The sequence below is a fragment of the Paraburkholderia suaedae genome (assembly GCF_040812055.1).
Taxonomy (GTDB): domain Bacteria; phylum Pseudomonadota; class Gammaproteobacteria; order Burkholderiales; family Burkholderiaceae; genus Paraburkholderia.
On sequence record NZ_JBFOAH010000021.1, the window covers coordinates 22,463 to 42,011 of the forward strand.

Below are 19,549 nucleotides of genomic sequence, written 5' to 3' on the forward strand. Positions count from 1 at the left end.
GGCGTTGTTCCGGACTTAGTTGCCGAAGTAGACCGAGCTACGGTCGCTACCGACGACTGCGCGGCCAGCTTGCGAGCTGCCGGCCATCGGCGCGCCATAGCCGCTGTTCGCGGCCTGAGCGGTCGTGCCGTTCTGGGCATCGACACGAGCTTGCGCCGCCTGCAGATTCACCGGGTAGTCGGAGTGATCGCCCGCCGGGTTGTAGCCAGCTTTTTCGAGCTGGATCAGTTCGGCGCGTACTTGCGCGCGGGTCACCGGCTGGTTCGATTGAGCAAACGAAGCGACTGGAGCAACCAGGGCGGCGGCGACGACAACTGCAGAGATCAGGGTCTTCATGATGTAAAACCTCCATTACTTGTTTTGTTGTGCGCTTTGGCTGGGTTCTCCGTAGCGCTTGATGGCAAGTTTAGGGGGGCCGACACCTAGGTAAATACCTAAAACGATGAAACTCTATTCCGCTTTTTGCAATAGTAGAAGATCGGACAACGGGCACAGTTGCGCGAAAAAGCGAGCCACCGCAACAATTCGGGCAGTTCCTTCCCAACCGAAACGAACCGCGCCACGCGCGATTGGAAGCGCGTGGCGGGTCGTCTTCCCGACGCTCAGCCCCAGTTCGCGTGGAAGCTGCCGGGCTTGTCGATGCGTTCGAACGTATGCGCACCGAAGAAGTCGCGCTGAGCCTGCACAAGGTTCGCCGGCAGACGTTCCGAGCGATAGGCGTCGAAATACGCAACCGCCGACGCGAAAGCCGGCACCGGCACGCCTGCGTTGATCGCGGCCACCACCACCTCGCGCAACGCGGCCTGATAGTTCTTCGCGATGTCGCGGAAGTACGGATCGAGCAGCAGGTTCGCGATGGTCTTTTCTTTCGTGTAGGCGTCCGTGATCTTCTGCAGGAAGCGGGCGCGGATGATACACCCGGCACGGAAAATCTTCGCGATGGTGCCGAAGTCCAGATCCCACTTGTACTCTTGCGACGCGGCGCGCAGTTGAGCAAAGCCTTGTGCGTACGAAATCACCTTGCTGAAGTACAGCGCGCGACGCACGGATTCGATGAACGCGTCGCGGCCCTCGCCGAGCGGCTTGGCCTGCGGCCCGTCGAGCAGCTTGCTGGCGGCCACGCGCTGGTCCTTGAGCGACGACAGCACGCGCGCGAACACGGCTTCGGTGATGAGCGGCAGCGGTGCGCCGAGGTCGAGCGCGTTCTGGCTGGTCCACTTGCCGGTGCCCTTTTGCGCGGCGCGATCGAGAATCACGTCGACCAGATCCTTGCCGGTTTCCTCGTCTTTCTTGCTGAAGATTTTCGAGGTGATTTCGATCAGATAGCTGTCGAGCTCGCCCTTGTTCCACTCGGTGTAGACCTTGCCCAGTTCCTGGTTCGATAGCCCGGCGACCTGCTTGAGCACCGCGTAGCTTTCGGCGATCAGCTGCATGTCGCCGTACTCGATGCCGTTGTGCACCATCTTCACGAAGTGTCCCGCGCCGTCCGGTCCCATGTACGCAACGCACGGCTCGCCGTCCGGCGCCTTGGCGGCGATTTCGGTGAGTATCGGAGCGACCAGGTCGTACGCGTCGCGCTGGCCGCCGGGCATGATCGACGGGCCTTTCAATGCGCCTTCCTCACCGCCCGACACACCGGTGCCGATGAAGTGGAGTCCCGCCTTGGCCAGTTCCTGATTGCGGCGGATGGTGTCGGTGAAATGCGTGTTGCCGCCGTCGATCAGAATGTCGCCGGGCTCGAGCAGCGGCTTGAGCTGCGCGATGGTGGCGTCGGTCGGCTCGCCGGCCTTGACCATCAGCAGAATACGGCGCGGCTTTTCCAGCGACTGCACGAATTCTTCCAGCGTGAACGCCGGCACCAGCTTCCTGTCCGGATATTCGGCGACGAGTTCGTCGGTTTTCTCGCGGCTTCGGTTGTACACCGACACCGCGTGGCCGCGGCTCTCGATGTTCAGCGCCAGATTGCGGCCCATGACCGCGAGCCCCACCACGCCGATTGCCTGCTTGCCCATGTGAATTCTCCAGAGTCGAAAATAGGGTGACGTTGCGCCGGAAGGAACGTCGGCGCAACGTCAAGGATGAAAGAATAAAAGAAATGCGCGCTGACCGCTCGCTGGCGGGCAGCGGGCGCCGGGTTCGCTGCCTGCGGGTCAGGCCACGTCGTTTAGTCGGGTGCGTCATGGCGCGTTGCGTTGCTCGCTGCAGGTGAGCGGCGACTCACGCAATATGCCGGCTTGCGTCCGCAAGAACGCCCGCAAAACCGTCTGTCAGCCCGTCTTTTAGTGCGTCCGTCAGCCCGTCTGTAGCTTGTCCGTCAGCCCTGCACGGCGCTCCCGTGTTTCCTGAACACGAGGCTGAAATTGTTGGCCGGCATCGCGATCGGCTCGTCGCACTTCAACCCGACCGACGCACCGAGCGCGACGACTGCTTCCATGTCGCGCACGCCCCATGCCGGGTCACGGCTGCGCAACTGCTGATCGAACGCGTCGTTGCTCGGCGACGTATGGGCGCCGCCGCGCTTGTACGGACCATACAGATACAGTACACCGCCATCGGTGAGACGACGGCTTGCGCCGGCGAACAGCGCCTCCGCCGCGCTCCACGGCGAAATGTGAATCATGTTGATGCAGACCACCGCGTCGAGCGAATCGACGCCCCAGTCCGCCTGATGCACGTCGAGCGCTAGCGGCGCGCGCACGTTGGGCAGGCCGCCGTGCGCGCGCCACGCGGCAATCGACGCACGCGCGTCGGCGTCCGCATCGCTCGGTTGCCAGTCCAGTCCGGGCAGCGCGCCGGCGAAGCACATTGCGTGCTGGCCGGTGCCGCTCGCGATTTCGAGCACGCGGCCGGTGGCGGGCAACACCTGGCGCAGCACGGCGAGGATGGGTTCGCGATTGCGTTCCGCGGAAGGCGAACGTTGCCGCAGCGCCGGAGGGAAATCTGTCATATCGAGCTTCCGTGTCAGTACAGGGTCGTGCGAATGCGCTCCGCGCGTTCGCAGTCGTTCGTGGCGGCGTCGAACCCGGCGCCGTCGAAGCGCCGATGTCTTTCACCCGCGCTCGGCAGCGCCGATCGCTCGACGTGCGCGCCACCGGTTCGTCGATACATCGTTCAATGGGGCGCGAGGCGCCGGGCCAGTGCGCTCAGCGTGTCGGCGCACGGCATGGTGATTTTCAGTGACAGCAAGGGATCGGCACGCGTGCGCCCCAAATTGATTGCGGCGATCGGCTTTGCCTGCTGGTGCGCCCATACGCAAAAGCGATAACCGGAATAAACCATCAGCGACGAACCGACCACTAGCACCGCGTCCGCTGCGTCGAGCGCATGCGAGGCCGCTTCGACGCGCGCCTTCGGCACGCTTTCGCCGAAGAACACCACAGCCGGCTTCAACATGCCGCCGCAGTTCGAACACGACGGAATGCGAAAGCCGCCCAGATCGTGCCACTCCAGGTGCGCGTCGCCATCGGCGGCGGCTTCGGCGCTCGCCTCGAGCAGCGCGGGATTGTTCGCCTCCAGCGTCGCCTGAATCGATGCGCGCGCATGCTCCATTCCGCAATCCAGACACGTCACGCCACCTATGCCGCCATGCAATTCGATCACCGTCCTGCTGCCGGCCCTCTGATGCAAGCCGTCGACGTTCTGCGTCACCAGCGTCGGTGCATGGCCCGCGGCTTCTAGCCTGGCGAGTGCCGCGTGCGCGGCGTTCGGCTGCGCGTGCGCGACCATCGGCCAGCCGACCATGCTGCGGGCCCAGTAGCGCTGACGCATCGCGAGCGTGCCGAGAAACTCCTGCAACGTGATCGGGGGCGAGCGCTTCCATGCGCCGTTGTCGTCGCGGTAACCGGGGATGCCGGAGTCGGTGCTGATACCCGCGCCGGTCAGCACGAACAGACGCGGATAGCGCTGCACGAAGCGATGCAGTTCATCGAGCGAATGTGATCCAGACAAAGAGTTGACAGGCTCGGACAGAAGGTCGGTCATGACGGGCAGGCAATGAAGGCTACGGTCTGAACGTAAAAGCGGCAACCTCGTTCAACGACGCGCGCGCGGGTTGCTGCGCCGCTCGTGCGCCGGGTGACGGGCCTGCCACTCGGCGAGCGCGGTCCGATAACGCTCGAGCGCTTCGTCGTAAAGATCGAAGATGCAGGGATCGCAGCCGCTATGACAGCAGTCCTCCAGCTCGGGCCGCACGGGCGGCTGCGGCTGCGGGTCGTCGCTGGGTCGGGCTCGGGGCACGGCGAATCGCGTGTATCAAGGCGGGAAGCGGTCAGTATAAGTTGATCGGGCGCACCCTGCAGCGGGCGTGCCGCGCTGGCGGCGCACCGTGCTGCGGGCGTGCCGCGCGCGACCTGCGTGACCTGAGTGACGCTTGTACCGCGTGCACCGCACCTACCGCGTGTACCACGCCTCTCCGCCCGTGCGCCCGTGCGTCCCAGCGCACCGAAGCGCCGGCTAACCTCGCCCGACGAACGGCATTTTGCTCGCCATGATGGTCATGAACTGCACGTTCGCCGACAGCGGCAGGCCGGCCATATAGAGCACTGCGTCGGCGACGTGCTGGACATCCATCAGCGGCTCGGCCGCGATTTCGCCATTGGCCTGCGGCACCCCGCGCGCCATCCGCGCGGCCATTTCCGTTTCCGCATTGCCGATATCGATCTGTCCGCACACGATGTCGTACTTGCGGCCGTCGAGCGACACCGCTTTGGTAAGGCCGGTGATCGCATGCTTGGTGGCCGTATAGGCGATGCTGTTGGGCCGCGGCGCATGCGCCGAGATCGAGCCGTTGTTGATCACGCGGCCGCCGCGCGGGCTTTGCGTTTTCATCATCCCGAAGGCCGCGCGCGTGCACAGGAACACGCCGGTGAGATTCGTGTCGACCACGGCGCGCCATTCGTCGATATCGAGTTGATCGATGTCGACCGGCGAGCCGCCACGCCCCGCGTTGTTGAACAGCACGTCGAGCCGGCCGAAGCGCTCGCGGACCCTATCGAACAGCGCGGCGACGCTGGCTGCGTCCGTCACGTCGCACGCGACGGCCAGCGCGGCCCCCGCGAGACCCTGGGCCTGCTGAACCACCGCGTCGAGCGCCGCCTGGCGACGCCCGGCCAGCACGACGTCGTATCCGTGCTTCAGCAGTGTCAGCGCGCATGCGCGCCCGATGCCGCTGCCCGCGCCCGTCACCAGCGCAACCTTTCCCGTTTTCGTTCCCGTCACTGCCCTCTCCTGTTGGTTGACCCGCTGCGGCCGCTCATGCCGGCCCGTTGGCCCCGCATGCACACCCGCCCCGGTTAGCTGTAGCACCATACAACAGCGGACGGTCGATCACAAATCCACGGGTGGGTTGCCGATGGTGTCGCGGCGACTTTCAGCGCGCTTGCATTTGCAACGATTGCTGCTCGCGCTCGGTCGCGGCGCGCATCGGTGGTATCTTTCGCGGCTGCTGCGCATCACGCGCGATTCACGACCTTCCCGCGACGACGGACCGCCGACAGCAAGCACGCCCGATGAACGAACTCTTCACCACGACGCCTCGCGCCCAGCCCGCGCCGCCGCGCCGTTGGCCGCCAACCCGCTATCCGGCGATACTCCCCGCGACCGCCGCATGGCACGTCCTGGTGCTGGCCGGCTGGCTGCTCGCGCCCGCCGCATGGCCCTGGTGGCTGGCGGCGATCTTCGCGAATCATGCGATGTTCACGGTGGCCGGCCTGTTGCCGCGCACCTCGCTGCTGGGGCCGAACTGGACGCGCCTGCCCGCCGGCACACGCAACGCGGACGCCATCGCGCTGACCATCGACGACGGGCCCGACCCCGTGGTCACGCCACAGGTGCTCGACCTGCTCGACCGCCTGGGCGTGCGGGCCACTTTCTTTTGCATCGGCGCTAACGTGGCGCGCCATCCCGCGCTCGCGCGCGCAATCGTGGCACGCGGCCATGCGCTCGAAAACCATTCGCAGCTTCACGTGCATACGTTTTCGGTGACGATGCCTCGCGGGCTCACCCGTGAAATCGATGCCGCCCAACGCACGCTCGAACAGCTAAGCGGCGAGCGGCCGATGTTCTTCCGCGCGCCCGCGGGGCTGCGCAATCTCTTTCTCGAACCGGTGTTGCGCAAGCTCGACCTGCGGCTCGCGGCATGGACGCGCCGCGGCTACGATACCCGCGAGCGCGATCCCGAGGTGGTCGCGCGACGGCTGCTCGACGGGCTCGCGGCGCGCGACATTCTGCTGTTGCACGACGGCAATGCGGCGCGGACGGTCGATGGAAAGCCGATGATCGTCGCGGTGCTGCCGCGGGTGATCGAGGCGGCTCGCGCGCGGCAGTTGCGTTTCGTGACGCTGCGCGAAGCGAGGCTCGATGCGTGACTCAGGAAGGAAAAGCCACCATCTCATCGAGTCCGCATTGCACAGCATGCAACCCGCTGCAAACCGTATGAGGTGTGGATAGAATCGTGCGCATGCGCCCTAGCCTTCCTCAGCAGCGGGAGCCGGAGCTGCCGCTGCATACGCCCAGTGTATCGTCGGTGACGCTGGCGGCGGTCATCGCCGTCATCGCCTGGATTTCGCTCGCCGCGCAGGCCGATGTCACGATCGATCGCACGCTGGCCCGCGGTTTGAGCGTGCTCGACGGACTCGCTCGCATGAGCAGCTATCTGACCAACCTCACGGTGCTGGCCTGCGCGATCTGCTTTACTTGCGTGGCGCTGCGCAAGCAGCGCTCGCCGCTGCCGCGTTTTTTCCGGCAGCCCGCTGTCGTCACCGCGGTGGTCGTGTACATGGTTTTTGTCGGGCTGGCGTATAACCTGTTGCTGCGCGGCTGGTGGTCGCCGGCACCGCTCAGGCGGCTGCTCACCGAATCGCTGCACAGCGTGCTGCCGATGCTGGTCACACTCTATTGGGTGCTGTTCGTGCCGCGTTTTCATTTGAGCTTGCGTCACTGTCTGCTATGGCTGATCTATCCACTGACGTACCTGGGCGTCACGTTCTGGCGCGGCAGCCTGTCCGACTTTTACCCTTATCCGTTCATCAACGTCGGCACGCTCGGCCTCAGGCACGTGATGATCAACTCCGCGCTGCTGTTCGGCGGCTTTCTGATGCTGATGGCGGTGTTCGTCGGCATCAATTTCCGGCGCCGGCGCTGACGGTCTGACGCGGGCCTACCGACGTTTTTTCCGTGGGTCCAAACCTGTTGGCATACGGGCGCGGTTCTTGCGCGAGGTGTGTGGACGCGGGATCTCGCCATGCGAGACGCTGCGTGACCTGGGTGTGGCGGCGTTGTACCGCAGCGCGCTCACACGTAAATATGACAACGGGAGCAAATTCGTATGGACACCAATTCAGCGGAAGGCACGGTCAAGCAAGTCGCGGGCAAGGTTCAAGACGCTGTTGGCGAGGCACTCGGCGACACCGGCGCGCAACTGGCGGGCAAGGCGAAAGAACTCAGCGGCAAAGCGCAGCAGCTGTGCGCGAGCACGACCAGCCTCGTGCGCGACACGACGGTCGAAAGTCCTTTTACCACCATGGCGGTGGTCGCCCTGGTTGGATTTATCGCTGGTGCGCTGTGGTCACATGGCGGGGCGGATCGCGATTATCGGCGGTAGCAGGTCGGATGCGGCCGCGCCAACGCAGTTCAATGACGGGGATTGAACGAACAGACCGGCGGGCGATGCGCTGAGGGGGTCGCCCGTTTTCCATCGGCGCGGCTGCCTCGCCGCGTCGCGCGCCATGTTGCGCGAACGTGGCTGCTAGCTGTTTTTCTTCCGGCGTGCCGGGCTCATGTCCAGTTCCACCCAGGTCGGCGCGTGATCGCTTGCGTGCGGTTCGCCCCGCACCCAGCGGTCGACGCCCGCGTCGCGCAGACGCGGCGCGAGGTCCGCGCTCAGCAGCAGGTGGTCGATCCGCAAGCCCGAATTCGTGTCCCAATGGCGGCGGAAATAATCCCAGAAGGTGTAGACCCGCTCGTCGCCGAAATGCGTTCGCAGCGCGTCGGTCCAGCCTTGCGCCAGCAGCAGCCGATAGCGCTCGCGACTCTCGGGCTGCAACAGTGCATCCTTGAGCCATGAACGCGGGTTGTAGATATCCTCGTCCGTAGGCACGACATTGAAATCGCCCGCCAGCACCACGGGATGGCCGCTTGTGAAGAGCTTCGCTGCATGCGCGATCAGGTGATCGAACCAGGCGAGCTTGTAGTCGAATTTCGGACCCGGCTGCGGATTGCCGTTCGGCAGATACAGACTCGCGACCAGCACACCGCCCACCGCCGCCTCGAGATAACGGCTGTGCGTGTCCTGCTCGAAGCCGGGCAAGCCGCGACGGTTCTCGAGCGGGGTCTCGCCCTTGGCCAGAATCGCCACGCCGTTCCACGCGCTCTGACCATGCCAGATCGATCCATAGCCCGCGTCGCGCAACTGCGCCACCGGAAAGGCGCTATCCATCGCCTTCAGTTCCTGCAGGCAGACGATGTCCGGCGCTTCGCGCGCGAGCCATTGCAGCAGCGCCGGCAAGCGCGAGCGAATACCGTTGATGTTGAAGGTCGCAATCCGAAGCTTCGCCACGATCTGTGCTCCTGTCAGACGGCTTACTCCGCGGCGGCGTCGCACCACTCCATCGCCCAGGACTTCGCGCACGAAATGGCATTGGCTTCGTTCGCAAAGGAATCGATGTCGCCGGAATCGTGCGACTGCGGGTGCTTGTCATGTTGCGACGCGCGGACGATTTTCGCTCTCGCGTAGTAGAGGCCGTCGTCCGCATGGCGCGCGCGGCAATCGATATGGAAATGCCGGTAATCGAACTGCATGGGCTCTCCTGTGAACGCGCTGTGTCCGTTGCGCGCTAGCAGGGCTCATACCTGGTGCCGCGCAACGAAGCGCGGCAAGACGCGGACACGCGCACGCCCGCCAACCCGCGTGCGCGTATCTTCACCGCCGACTAGCGCCCCTCAATTGGGCACATTCACCGCGCCATTGGTCACCGTGATCGCATTGCTCCCCGGACTCGCCGCGATCGCCGGCAAATCCGCGGTAGTCAGCGCGGGCGCGGCGCCAGGCGTGCCACCGCGCGGTGTCGTGTGAATCACCTGCGACGGCGGCAGCGGCGTGCCGCTCTTCAAGTGGCTCCACATCAGATTGAGCGCCTGCAGATTGTAGTAATGCAGCGGCACGAAGCGCGTATCGAAGCCGGCGACGCTGAGAAACGCGTCGAAGTGCTGCCCGTTCGTCACTTCGTAAAGCGACAGCTGGCTCGCGCCACCCTCGACCACCTGATTCATGCCGAGATACGGCCGCGATGCGTGGTTGATCGGCACCAGCGCATCCGCGCGGCCCTGCACGATGATGGTCGGCTTGCCGTGCAGGTTCGCGTTCACGCGAATCGCGTCGACGCTGGCGTTCAGCTTGCCGCTCGTCCATAGTGAGCGCAGGCAGGCGGCCCCCGTGAAACTGGCATCGGCAGTCGCCAGCCGATGATCCGCCGCGCCGGACGTACCCGCGTTATAGACCAGATTGATGCCGTTGGTCGGCGGCACGCCATTGCCGTTGCCGAACACGGTGAGCATCGGCGAGACGGCCGGCGCCACGCCGGCCGCACCGGTCGCACTGGTGGTGCCGAAGCTGAAATTGCACAGATTGTCGGCGACACTTGCGCGCGCATACGCGTTCGCATAGGTGACGGCGACCGCAGGCACGGCTTGCGAGTCCCACATCGGCGCTTGCAGGACGTCCGAGTCGGTCTGGTAGCCGTTCTGGTGCAACAGCGCGAGCGCGTTTGTCGCCTGGGTCGTCACGTCCGCTCCTGCGATCACCCCGCTCGCCGCGAGCGACGCGCATCGTGCGGTGCGTAGCGCGGTGGTGGTCGCCAATGGCAACGCAGTCAGATACGGCGCACCGGTTGCGGCGGGCGCGAGCGCGGCGCACGGTTGCAGCAGGTTTGCGAGCGTCGTGTAGTCGGCAAGCGGTTTGCCGAACGCGCCGACCGGCACGCCGCCCTGAGCCACCGACACCTGAGCCGGAAGCCGCAAATTGATCTGCGGCTCGCCGACGACCACCGCGGTAATCAACCCGGACGTATCCTGTTCCGCCGCCGCAAGCGACGCCCCACCGCCATTGCTCACCGACGCCGCGATGGTGGTGATCTTGCCGCTCGTATAACGCACGGTGCGCGTCGAACCGTTCAAAGCGCCGTACGAATCGTTGAGCGCCCAATACGCGAACTGGATGGCCTGCAGCGTATTCTTGCCCCAGTCCTGCTCCGGATTCTGCTGCGAGTGCGCGTGCTTGAACGCGTAGCGATTCGGGAACTGGTTATTGAAGGACGCGAGCGCGCTGCCGCTCAGGTTCGCGGTGAAGAGACTCGCCTTGCCGGCGGCTGACGCATCCTGCAAGGTGCCGTCGATCAGCGTGACGCGATTGGTCGACAGTTCGTGCGCGCCGTTGCCGGTGCCCTTGTCGGTGTACGCAACCGCGCAACCGCGCTTGAGGCCCCACTCGCCGGCCGCGGAAATCGCGCCGTACACGCCGCGCGAGCCGGACGATGTCGCGGTGACGATGCATGGCTGATCCGGATTGAAGCTTGCCGGAATCTGCACCAGCAGGCTGACGTTTTGCGTGCCGCTACCGTCGTCGGCGAACGCGAGGTATTCCTTGCCCGCGATCTTGCCCTCGCCCAACGTGTCGTTACCGTTCAGGTCGACATTGGGGCCCCAGAAGCGTCCATAGCCGCCGTTCGCGCTCATGTCGACGAGCGCGCGATAGTTCGACCAGATCGCGAGCCGCCGCAGCTCCGCGGCGCTGGGCTGGGCGGGATTGGCAATGGCGGGCGCGGTGGCCGACGCAAGGCCGGTTTTGCCGAGGCCGGCGGTCAGCAGGTCGTCGCTGTTACCGTCGTAGGACCGCATGGTCACCGTGCTTTGGACAAAAGCGGGCAGCACGTTGCTCGGCGGCGGGTTCAACGTGTCGTCATTGCCGCCGCAGGCACTCAGCACGATTGCCGCCGCCGTCACTGTCGCCACAGTACGTAGTGGCCACGCCATCCCGTAAGCGATGCGCGCAGCCGGCCAGACTCTGATGGCTGATGTCATGTTTCCTGCCTCCATTATTATTAAACTGTTTGTTGTATGTGCAACGGCATGCACATCACGCGCATTTCTGCGTTAAGTTTGCTGAACGCGACGCTTCGGATACCGATGCATCGCTAGCCTGCATCGACCTTTCATTGGAGTCAACAGATCGTCATGTCTACACATAACGAATGTCAGGATCCGGAGGACGAAGCTGCCCTCCCACAGCAACCCTCGCGCCGACGCTTCCTGCAATCCGCCGCTGCAGCGGCAACCGTCGGCGCGGCGCCGCATCTGCGTGCCCAGGGGCAAACCCCAGCCGCGCCCCCGGCGCCGACGAGCCAGACCGTGCCGCCGCGTCCGGTCACGCTGACCATCAATGGCCGCGCTTACACGCTGCAACTGGAACCCCGCGTGACCTTGCTCGACGCGCTGCGCGAATACGCGGGCCTGATGGGCACGAAAAAAGGCTGCGACCGCGGCCAATGCGGCGCCTGCACCGTGCTTGCCGACGGCCGCCGCATCAACTCGTGTCTGACGCTGGCGGTCATGCACGAAGGCGAGCAGATCACCACCGTGGAAGGCCTCGCAACGAACGACGCATTGAGCCCGATGCAACGCGCGTTCATCGAGCATGACGCGTTTCAGTGCGGCTACTGTACGCCGGGCCAGTTGTGTTCCGCGACGGCGATGCTCAACGAATTCCGCAACGGCGCGGCGAGCACCGTGACAGCCGATGTGCGTGCCCGTCCCGCGCAACTTTCCGACGATGAGATCCGCGAACGGATGAGCGGCAACATTTGTCGCTGCGGCGCATACGCGAACATCGTGGCCGCGGTTCGCGCCGCGCATGACGGTAGCAGCCAGATCGGCAACGCCAGCGGCATGCATGACGCGACCGCTGTCGGTGCGGTAGCCGACAAACGTGGCGATGAACCTCGCATTGGCCGCACCGGCCACGGCGCCGCGTAAGGAGCGACGAACATGGATGCGATCTTCTACGAACGCGCCGGCGACATCGCTGGTGCAGTGCGCGCGGCGCAGCAACCGGGTACCGTCTTCATCGGCGGCGGCACCAATCTGCTCGATCTGATGAAGGGCGGTGTGGCGCGGCCGGTGAGGCTCATCGACATCACGCATATCAACGGACTGGACACCGTCAGCACGCTGCCGAACGGTGGGCTGCGCATCGGCGCGCTGGTGCGCAACAGCGATGCGGCGAACCACGCGCTGGTGCGCGAGCAATACCCGTTGCTGTCGCAAGCGCTGCTGGCGGGCGCGTCGGCGCAATTGCGCAACATGGCGACGGTCGGCGGCAATCTGCTGCAACGCACGCGCTGCGGTTACTTCTACGACACCGCCTTCACGCAGTGCAACAAGCGCATACCGGGTAGCGGCTGCGCGGCGCTCGACGGCCGCAACCGCATGCACGCGATTCTCGGCGCCAGTGCGCAATGCATCGCGGTGAATCCGTCGGATATGAGCGTCGCACTCGCCGCGCTCGATGCCGTGGTGCGCGTGAGCGGCCCCGCCGGCGAGCGCACTATCGCGTTCGCCGACTTCCACCGCCTGCCCGCCGACCGGCCCGATGTCGATACCACCTTGCAGCCCGGCGAACTGATCACCGCGGTCGATCTGCCGCCGCCGCTCTTTAGCGATCACTCGCATTACCTGAAAATCCGTGACCGCGCCAGTTACGCATTTGCGCTGGTGTCGGTGGCCGCCGCGTTGCGGATGGACGGCGAGCGCGTGCAGACCGCGCGCATTGCGCTTGGCGGCGTGGCGCACAAGCCGTGGCGCGCGAGCGCTGCGGAACAGATGCTCGACGGACAGCCGCTCACGCAGGCAACACTGAGCGAAGCCGCCGCCGCCGCGTTGAACGACGCAAGGCCGCAGCACGAGAATCGCTTCAAGGTGCAGCTCGCGCAACGCGCGATCGTTCGCGCGGTCAACCAGGCGGCCGCACGCGCGGGAGGTGTGGCATGAACCTGATCGGTCAACCCGTCGACCGCGTGGACGGTCTGCTCAAAGTCACCGGCGAAGCGCGCTATGCCGCTGAATTCCCCGAAGCGCGTCTCGCGCATGCGGTGCTCGTCACGAGCACGATTGCGCGCGGCACGATTGCCTCGATCGACGCGAGCCGCGCGCAAACCGTGCCCGGCGTGCTGCTGGTGATGACGTATCAGAACGCGCCGCGCCTGCCGAACGGCGGCAAGCCCGCGCTCGCGCCGCCGGCCGGCAGACGGTTGTCGCTGCTGCAGGACAACCAGGTTCACTACAACAACGAGCCGATCGCGGTGGTGGTCGCCGACACGCTCGAACATGCAACCGATGCTGCGCATCGGTTGCGCGTGGTCTATCAGCGCGGCGCGGCGACCGTGGACTTCGCGCAGGCCAAACCGAACGCGCACGCGCCGGACAAGCCGCAAGGCCGGCAAACCGACACGCAGCGCGGCAGCTTCGAGGACGGCCTGCAAAACGGCGCGGTCCATGTGAGCGCAACCTACACCACGCCGATCGAACATCACAACCCGATGGAGCCGCACGCCACGATGGCGCGCTGGGACGGCCCGCACCTCACGCTCTACGATTCGACGCAGGGTGTCAGCAATGCGGCGCAGGCGGTCGCCAAGGTCTTCGGCATTGCACCCGGCGACGTGCGCGTGATTTCGCCCTTCCTCGGCGGCGGCTTTGGCTGCAAGGGCTCGTCGTGGTCGCATGTGTCGCTGTGCGCGATGGCGGCGAAGCAGACCGGGCGTCCGGTGCGGCTCGTGCTCGAACGGCCGCAGATGTTCGGTCCGGTCGGCGCGCGCCCGCATACCGAGCAGCACTTCACGATCGCCGCGCGCCATGACGGCACGCTGACGGCAATGCGTCATGACAGCTTCTCCAATACGTCCATGATCGAGGACTGGACCGAGACGTGCTGCATGGTCACGCGCATGCTGTACGCGGTGCCCAATCAGGTGACCACGCACCGGCTCGTGCCGCTCAATCTCGGCACGCCGACCTACATGCGCGCGCCGGGCGAAACCACCGGCTCGTTCGCGCTCGAATCGGCGATGGACGAGCTCGCCGCTGCATTGAACATGGACCCGCTCGCGCTGCGTCTGAAAAATTACGCCGAGTTCGACCCGCAGGAAAACAAGCCGTGGTCAGGCAAGTCGCTGCGTGAGTGCTATCAGATCGGCGCACAGAAATTCGGCTGGGCGCGGCGGCCTGCCGCGCCACGTTCGATGCGCGACGGCAACACGCTGATCGGCATGGGGATGGCGACCGTCACGTATCCGGCCAATCGCAGCGAAGCCTCGGCCATCGCGCGGATTCTGCCGGACGGCACCGCGATGGTCGCGTCGGGCACCCAGGACATCGGCACCGGCACCTACACGGTGATGACCCAGGTGGCCGCCGACGCGCTCGGCTTCCCGCCGGAGAAAATCCACTTCGCGCTCGGCGATTCGACACTGCCGCGCGCGCCGGGGTCGGGCGGATCGCAGTCGGCCGCGAGCGTGTCGCCGGCGGTGCGCGATGCGGCCAGCCAGGCGCGCAGCCGGTTGATCGCGCTGGCGCTCGCCGATCCCGCTTCGCCGGTGCACGGCCTCGCGCTCGACGACATCACCGTGGATAACGGCTGGGTGGTGAGCCGAACGCAACCGGGCAAGCGCGACCCGGCCGCGGCGATCATCGCGCGCTCGGGAGGTCAGCCAATCGAGGCGACTTCGACCGTGGAGCCCGGCAGCGAGAAACACACATACTCGTTTCATTCGTTCGGCGCCGTGTTCGTCGAGGTGCATGTCGACGCTGACCTTGGCACGATCCGGGTGCCGCGTGTGGTGGCCGTGTATGACGTGGGGCGCGTGCTCAACCAGAAGACCGCGCGCAGCCAGTTGATGGGCGGCATCGTGTGGGGCGTCGGGGCGGCGCTGCAGGAAGAGAGCACGCTCGATACCCGTTATGGACGCTTCACGAACGCGAACCTGGCGGAATATCACGTGCCGGTGAATGCGGATATCGCATCGCTCGATATCACGTTTCTCGATCGGCCGGATCCGTATATCAACTCGCTGGGCGTGCGGGGAATCGGGGAGATCGGGATTACCGGGGTGCCGGCGGCGATTGCGAACGCGGTGTATCACGCAACCGGGGTTAGGGTGCGCGATCTGCCGATTACCCTGGATAAGGTGATGGGAGGGACGATGTCCTGAGCATTTGCCCTTGCCTGAGACGCGGGCACGAGACGCTTGCCTGAGCCGGCGTTGCATCGCACAATCTGGCTCATTGCTCAGCATCGGTGCCCCCATGCCCTACGCCTCGCTCGCTACTGGCGTGTTGCTCGCCGCCGGCTTCGGATCTCGCTTCGATCCGCAAGGCCAGCACAACAAGCTGCTCGCGCGGATGCCCGACGGCACGCCGGTCGCACATGAGTCAGCGCATCGGCTGCTGCAGGTGGTCACGCGTGTGGTGGCCGTAGTACGGCCGGGCTCGGACGCGCTCGCGCGTCTGTTGAACGACGCCGGTTGCGACGTGGTGTTCGCCGCCGGCGCCACGCGCGGCATGGGCGCCAGCCTCGCCGCCGGCGTCGACGCGAGCGACGACGCCGCAGGCTGGATCGTCGCGCTCGCGGACATGCCGCGCATCGCCACGACGACGATCGAAGCGGTGGCGCGCACCCTCGACGAGGGCGCCTCGCTAGTCGCGCCGTTTTACGAGGGCGAGCGCGGACATCCGGTCGGTTTCGGCATCGAGCATCGCGACGCATTGCTCGCGCTCGATGGCGACAGCGGCGCGAAGTCGCTGCTGATCTCGCAACGCGTGACGCGAATCGATGTCCTCGACGCGGGAATTTTGCGCGATGTGGATACGCCCGAAGATCTGCGCGCGGTATAGCGGCGAATCTGCAAGACAGTGAGCACAGCAATGACACGCGGGCCAGGCACGCGCCTTGCGCATGCCACACCCGCGCGCAATTCCGGCCGATTGCGCCTAAGCTGAGTGGACGCCATATTTTCTGTCACGAGCGGACGCGTCGCACCAGCGCGCCACGCATCGACTACGGACACGCCCATGAGCGAAACCAGCCCACGCCTGTTCATCGTCTCCCCCCATTTCGACGACGCCGTATTCAGTTGCGGCGCGTTGCTCGCTGCGCATCCCGATGCGGCGGTGTGCACGGTGTTCGCCGCGCCGCCGGAGCACGACATGCATACCCAGTGGGACGCCAAAGCAGGGTTCGCGAGCGCCCGCGAGGCGGTTCACGAGCGCACGCTGGAGGACAGCCGCGCGCTCGAGATGCTCGACGCGATTCCGCTACGCATGCCATTTCGCGACAGCCAGTACGCCGATTCGCCGTCGATCAGCAAGATGGCGGCGGCGCTCGAGGAAACGATTTATCGCACCACCGCCAACACGCTGCTGATGCCGCTCGGCCTGCATCACGACGACCACGCGCGCGTCTTCGAAGCCTGCTGCGAAATCCTGCCGCGGCTCTCGCACCTGGAATGGTTCTGCTATGAGGAAGCGATCCACCGGCGCACGCCCGGCGCAGTGCAGGCGCGGCTCGCCGATCTCGCGCAGCGCGGCATCGTGGCGACGCCGGCCAGTCCGAGCGCGGGCCATACGATCGACGTTCAGCGCCGCGCGCAACTCAAGCGTGAAGCGGTGAATGCCTATGCCAGCCAGTTGCGCGCGGTCGGCGCGGGCAACTACGACGACATCTTTGCCGCCGAGCGGTACTGGCAACTGAGCGTGGGCCGTCGCGCGAAAAAGTAAGCGGCGAAGCGCGGCGCAAACGCCTACGCTAGAAGTGCAATTGCCTGCGCCGGGTTCGAGCGGCATCGCCCGCACGAGGCGCAGTTCACCTACAGGGGATGCGATGAGCTACGACATGCATACCAGTCCGATTCCCGACCCTCACGCCGATCCGAACCGCGATCCGGAGGCCGACCCGCTAGTGCCGCCGTCGCCGGGACATCACGTCGAGGAGCCGCAGCGGCCCGATGGACCGCCGGACAAAGACCCCGTGTGAGCGGGCTTGGAGCCGCGCGGCCAAGGCCCGCCGCGCGGCGTTTGCCGGCTGAAACGGCGCAGGAATCGATCAACGCATCAGGTCGCTGAAGCCCTGCAGCAAACGGTCGATATCCGCGGCGTGGAAACGTTCGCGGCCCGTCTCGCGCACCTTCAAAAGACCCACCCAGCGGCCCTGCGGCGCTTCAGACACAATTGCCGCCGACGCCTCCTGCCCGCTCGACACATGACGCAGCACGGTCCTGTTGCCGAACAGCCCGCGGTCGTCGGCCGCCGAGCTTTTCACGGACGCTGCTTTTGGTGTTGCCATTCAGTGGAGAAATGTGCTGTTTCTTGCATCCCACCCTATGCGCACGGCTTTGCAGTTGATTGGCGTTTTGTGGCGTATTGACGAGCCTCCTGCTGTTATGGGCCTACGTCGTTTTAAACAGTTGATTCAGGCGAGAGCCGCGTCCGTATATCGATTATTAAACAGCCGTATCGATTCTCCAGCATTCCCGGTTATCCGGAGACCGGAATCAGCGATTCACATTCGGACAAATCGATTTTCCGTGAAGCAATAAAAATCCGTTCGCAAACGCGACGATAAACTATTGAACAGACTAATAGCCGGCAAGAAACAGCGGGTTTCCCCTGCCTGCGGAACGACCGCAGAGTCGCCGTAAACAGGGTGAGCAACGCGCCACGCGCCAAAAGCGCACCCGGCACCGACCGAACACCTTGCAAAAACTCATCTGACTGCCATGACTCTGAACAAAAAACTGGCTTCCATGATTGCGGTTCTGTGGACCGGCCTGATTCTGATCGGCGGCTTCGGCGCATGGCAAAACCGTGCGTCGATGATCTCGGACCGCCGTGATCAATTGACCGCGCTGGTCGACCAGGGCAATCACATCGCTGCCCGCTATTACGCGCTGGCCCAGCAGCACACGCTCCCGGAAGCCGACGCGAAGAAGCAGGCGCTCGACACGCTCGCGGCGATGCGTTATGGCAAGGACGGCTATATCTCGGTCAACGATTCGCAGCCGGTCATGCTGATGCACCCGTTCAAGCACGAACTCGTGGGCAAGAACCTCGCACAGTTTGCCGACCCGGCGGGCAACCATCTGTTCGCCGATATCGTCAACGCGGGCAATCACGAGGGCGGCGGTTTCGTCGATTATTTGTGGGCGAAGCCCGGCAGCGACCAGCCGGTGGCGAAGACCAGCTACGCCGCGCATTTCGCACCGTGGGACTGGTACATCGTGACCGGCATGTACATGGACGACGTGCAAAGCGCGTTCTACGCGAACCTGTGGCGCTGGCTCGCGATCACGGTGACGCTCGGCGCCATTGCCACGGCCGTCATGCTGCTCGTGCTGCGCAGCATTCGCCGCTCGCTCGGCGGCGATCTCGAAGTTGCCGTCGAACACGCGAAACTGATGGCGCAGGGCAATCTCGCCACCCGCGTGCCGGGCGCGCCGCACGACAGCGCCAGCCTGCTGCATGCGCTGCAGATCATGCAGGCCGGTCTTGTCGACACAGTGTCGCGCGTGCGCCTGGGCACCGAGAACATCAACACGGGCGCGACCGAAATCGCCGCCGGCAATACCGACCTCTCGCAGCGCACCGAGCAACAGGCGGCGGCGCTCGTCGAAACGGCGTCGAGCATGGACCAGATGACCGTCAACGTGAAGCAGAACGCGGACAGTGCGATGCAGGCCGCGCAACTCGCCGGCCAGGCCGCGGACGTCGCCACGCGCGGCAGCCGCGTGGTCGACGACGTGGTGCGAACGATGGGCGAAATCACCGCCAGCTCGCGGCAGATCGGGGACATCATCGGCGTGATCGACGGCATTGCGTTTCAGACCAACATTCTTGCGCTCAACGCCGCGGTCGAAGCTGCCCGCGCCGGCGAACAGGGACGCGGCTTCGCAGTGGTCGCCGCCGAAGTGCGCAGCCTCGCGCAGCGCTCGGCGACGGCGGCCAAGGAGATCAAGGCGTTGATCGAAACCTCGACCCATACCGTCGACACCGGCGCGTCGCTGGTCGCCAACGCGGGGTCGACGATGGGCGAGATCGTGCAGTCCGTGCGTCGTGTGAACGAGATTCTCGAAGAGATCAGCAGCGCTTCGCGCGAGCAAAGCGCGGGCATCGAGCAGGTCAATCGCGCGGTGGGCGAAATGGATCAGGTGACGCAGCAAAACGCGGCGCTCGTCGAACAGGCCGCGGCCGCGGCGCATTCGCTCAAGGACCAGGTCGCTGTGCTGCGCGAGGCGATTTCGAGCTTCGCGTTGCCGGCTTGAGTTGCCAGGCGGGGCCTTGGAGCAGCAGTCAAAGACAACGCTGGACGGGCAACGAGCGGCTCTGTGACAGGCCCCGTTCGAGTCGACGGATTGATGGAACGAGTCAGCCGCGCGGATCTTTCCAGGTCCGCGCGGCTTTTCTCATTGTGGGGCGGGCGCCTGGCCAGCGTTCATGCTGGTCACAGGTC

The 19,549-nt window shown here is 65.4% G+C and carries 19 protein-coding genes and 1 pseudogene; 10 read left to right on the top strand and 10 right to left on the bottom strand.

Features of this window, described 5'->3' with window-relative positions; all coding sequences use genetic code 11:
• Positions 1-15: 15 nt before the first annotated feature.
• The 6 genes from ABQJ48_RS25165 to ABQJ48_RS25190 form a co-directional block, all read right to left on the bottom strand.
• Positions 16-336 (bottom strand): DUF4148 domain-containing protein, encoded by a 321-nt coding sequence (locus tag ABQJ48_RS25165; protein ID WP_367840672.1) that lies wholly within the window; start codon positions 334-336, stop codon positions 16-18.
• 266 nt (positions 337-602) lie between these two features.
• Positions 603-2,012 carry an NADP-dependent phosphogluconate dehydrogenase gene (gene gndA, locus ABQJ48_RS25170; protein WP_367840673.1) on the bottom strand — a complete coding sequence of 470 codons (1,410 nt, stop codon included), beginning with the start codon at positions 2,010-2,012 and terminating at the stop codon, positions 603-605.
• Between the two features lie 302 nt (positions 2,013-2,314).
• Positions 2,315-2,947, bottom strand: coding sequence for a DUF938 domain-containing protein (locus ABQJ48_RS25175; RefSeq protein ID WP_367840674.1), 633 nt, complete (start codon positions 2,945-2,947; stop codon positions 2,315-2,317).
• A gap of 164 nt (positions 2,948-3,111) precedes the next feature.
• Complete coding sequence (locus ABQJ48_RS25180; protein WP_367840675.1) at positions 3,112-3,981, bottom strand: NAD-dependent protein deacetylase; 870 nt, start codon at positions 3,979-3,981, stop codon at positions 3,112-3,114.
• 51 nt (positions 3,982-4,032) lie between these two features.
• Positions 4,033-4,236: an oxidoreductase-like domain-containing protein gene (locus ABQJ48_RS25185; protein WP_367840676.1), complete on the bottom strand. Its 204-nt coding sequence runs from the start codon at positions 4,234-4,236 to the stop codon at positions 4,033-4,035.
• Positions 4,237-4,452: 216 nt separating this feature from the next.
• Positions 4,453-5,217, bottom strand: a complete 765-nt coding sequence (locus ABQJ48_RS25190; protein WP_367840677.1) for an SDR family oxidoreductase — start codon at positions 5,215-5,217, stop codon at positions 4,453-4,455.
• A 290-nt stretch (positions 5,218-5,507) separates the two neighbouring features.
• Between ABQJ48_RS25190 and ABQJ48_RS25195 the strand changes: the two genes are divergently transcribed.
• From ABQJ48_RS25195 to ABQJ48_RS25205, 3 genes are all read left to right on the top strand, one after another.
• Entirely contained in the window at positions 5,508-6,365 is an 858-nt protein-coding gene (locus ABQJ48_RS25195) for a polysaccharide deacetylase family protein (RefSeq protein ID WP_367840678.1), read from the top strand.
• 92 nt (positions 6,366-6,457) lie between these two features.
• The gene (locus tag ABQJ48_RS25200) at positions 6,458-7,141 is read left to right on the top strand and encodes a Pr6Pr family membrane protein (protein WP_367840679.1); all 684 of its coding nucleotides are present in this window, start codon (positions 6,458-6,460) and stop codon (positions 7,139-7,141) included.
• Between the two features lie 183 nt (positions 7,142-7,324).
• On the top strand, positions 7,325-7,600 hold the full coding sequence (locus tag ABQJ48_RS25205; protein ID WP_367840680.1) for a CsbD family protein: 276 nt from the start codon (positions 7,325-7,327) through the stop codon (positions 7,598-7,600).
• A gap of 144 nt (positions 7,601-7,744) precedes the next feature.
• Here ABQJ48_RS25205 and ABQJ48_RS25210 read toward each other — a convergent pair whose 3' ends face one another.
• From ABQJ48_RS25210 to ABQJ48_RS25220, 3 genes are all read right to left on the bottom strand, one after another.
• The gene (locus tag ABQJ48_RS25210) at positions 7,745-8,554 is read right to left on the bottom strand and encodes an exodeoxyribonuclease III (protein ID WP_367840681.1); all 810 of its coding nucleotides are present in this window, start codon (positions 8,552-8,554) and stop codon (positions 7,745-7,747) included.
• Positions 8,555-8,577: 23 nt separating this feature from the next.
• Positions 8,578-8,796, bottom strand: a complete 219-nt coding sequence (locus ABQJ48_RS25215) for a hypothetical protein (protein WP_367840682.1) — start codon at positions 8,794-8,796, stop codon at positions 8,578-8,580.
• A 141-nt stretch (positions 8,797-8,937) separates the two neighbouring features.
• A complete protein-coding gene (locus tag ABQJ48_RS25220; RefSeq protein WP_473094180.1) occupies positions 8,938-11,073 on the bottom strand; it encodes a D-(-)-3-hydroxybutyrate oligomer hydrolase in 2,136 nt (711 codons plus the stop codon).
• Between the two features lie 153 nt (positions 11,074-11,226).
• Between ABQJ48_RS25220 and ABQJ48_RS25225 the strand changes: the two genes are divergently transcribed.
• The 6 genes from ABQJ48_RS25225 (at position 11,227) to ABQJ48_RS25250 (ending at position 17,077) form a co-directional block, all read left to right on the top strand.
• Positions 11,227-12,024 carry a 2Fe-2S iron-sulfur cluster-binding protein gene (locus tag ABQJ48_RS25225; protein WP_367840683.1) on the top strand — a complete coding sequence of 266 codons (798 nt, stop codon included), beginning with the start codon at positions 11,227-11,229 and terminating at the stop codon, positions 12,022-12,024.
• 12 nt (positions 12,025-12,036) lie between these two features.
• Positions 12,037-13,038, top strand: a complete 1,002-nt coding sequence (locus tag ABQJ48_RS25230; protein ID WP_367840684.1) for an FAD binding domain-containing protein — start codon at positions 12,037-12,039, stop codon at positions 13,036-13,038.
• Entirely contained in the window at positions 13,035-15,257 is a 2,223-nt protein-coding gene (locus tag ABQJ48_RS25235; protein WP_367840685.1) for a xanthine dehydrogenase family protein molybdopterin-binding subunit, read from the top strand. The genes ABQJ48_RS25230 and ABQJ48_RS25235 overlap by 4 nt, the downstream gene beginning before the upstream one ends.
• Before the next feature lie 94 nt (positions 15,258-15,351).
• The gene (locus ABQJ48_RS25240; RefSeq protein WP_367840686.1) at positions 15,352-15,939 is read left to right on the top strand and encodes a nucleotidyltransferase family protein; all 588 of its coding nucleotides are present in this window, start codon (positions 15,352-15,354) and stop codon (positions 15,937-15,939) included.
• 177 nt (positions 15,940-16,116) lie between these two features.
• Positions 16,117-16,821, top strand: a complete 705-nt coding sequence (locus tag ABQJ48_RS25245; RefSeq protein WP_367840687.1) for a PIG-L family deacetylase — start codon at positions 16,117-16,119, stop codon at positions 16,819-16,821.
• A gap of 103 nt (positions 16,822-16,924) precedes the next feature.
• Entirely contained in the window at positions 16,925-17,077 is a 153-nt protein-coding gene (locus ABQJ48_RS25250; protein WP_367840688.1) for a hypothetical protein, read from the top strand.
• A gap of 81 nt (positions 17,078-17,158) precedes the next feature.
• Here ABQJ48_RS25250 and ABQJ48_RS25255 read toward each other — a convergent pair.
• A pseudogene (locus ABQJ48_RS25255) lies at positions 17,159-17,353 on the bottom strand (phosphoenolpyruvate mutase); the annotation flags it as partial.
• Positions 17,354-17,819: 466 nt separating this feature from the next.
• Here ABQJ48_RS25255 and ABQJ48_RS25260 point away from each other — a divergent pair.
• Positions 17,820-19,361, top strand: coding sequence for a methyl-accepting chemotaxis protein (locus ABQJ48_RS25260; RefSeq protein ID WP_367840689.1), 1,542 nt, complete (start codon positions 17,820-17,822; stop codon positions 19,359-19,361).
• Positions 19,362-19,549: the final 188 nt, after the last annotated feature.

Coding starts and splice junctions, on each gene's coding strand:
- ABQJ48_RS25195 (WP_367840678.1), top strand. CDS start 5,508: ATGAACGAACTCTTCACCACGACGCCTCGCGCCCAGCCCGCGCCGCCG.
- ABQJ48_RS25230 (WP_367840684.1), top strand. CDS start 12,037: ATGGATGCGATCTTCTACGAACGCGCCGGCGACATCGCTGGTGCAGTG.
- ABQJ48_RS25250 (WP_367840688.1), top strand. CDS start 16,925: ATGAGCTACGACATGCATACCAGTCCGATTCCCGACCCTCACGCCGAT.
- ABQJ48_RS25175 (WP_367840674.1), bottom strand. CDS start 2,947: ATGACAGATTTCCCTCCGGCGCTGCGGCAACGTTCGCCTTCCGCGGAA.
- gndA (WP_367840673.1), bottom strand. CDS start 2,012: ATGGGCAAGCAGGCAATCGGCGTGGTGGGGCTCGCGGTCATGGGCCGC.
- ABQJ48_RS25220 (WP_473094180.1), bottom strand. CDS start 11,073: ATGACATCAGCCATCAGAGTCTGGCCGGCTGCGCGCATCGCTTACGGG.
- ABQJ48_RS25235 (WP_367840685.1), top strand. CDS start 13,035: ATGAACCTGATCGGTCAACCCGTCGACCGCGTGGACGGTCTGCTCAAA.
- ABQJ48_RS25165 (WP_367840672.1), bottom strand. CDS start 336: ATGAAGACCCTGATCTCTGCAGTTGTCGTCGCCGCCGCCCTGGTTGCT.
- ABQJ48_RS25240 (WP_367840686.1), top strand. CDS start 15,352: ATGCCCTACGCCTCGCTCGCTACTGGCGTGTTGCTCGCCGCCGGCTTC.
- ABQJ48_RS25205 (WP_367840680.1), top strand. CDS start 7,325: ATGGACACCAATTCAGCGGAAGGCACGGTCAAGCAAGTCGCGGGCAAG.
- ABQJ48_RS25225 (WP_367840683.1), top strand. CDS start 11,227: ATGTCTACACATAACGAATGTCAGGATCCGGAGGACGAAGCTGCCCTC.
- ABQJ48_RS25215 (WP_367840682.1), bottom strand. CDS start 8,796: ATGCAGTTCGATTACCGGCATTTCCATATCGATTGCCGCGCGCGCCAT.
- ABQJ48_RS25200 (WP_367840679.1), top strand. CDS start 6,458: ATGCGCCCTAGCCTTCCTCAGCAGCGGGAGCCGGAGCTGCCGCTGCAT.
- ABQJ48_RS25260 (WP_367840689.1), top strand. CDS start 17,820: ATGACTCTGAACAAAAAACTGGCTTCCATGATTGCGGTTCTGTGGACC.
- ABQJ48_RS25180 (WP_367840675.1), bottom strand. CDS start 3,981: ATGACCGACCTTCTGTCCGAGCCTGTCAACTCTTTGTCTGGATCACAT.
- ABQJ48_RS25245 (WP_367840687.1), top strand. CDS start 16,117: ATGAGCGAAACCAGCCCACGCCTGTTCATCGTCTCCCCCCATTTCGAC.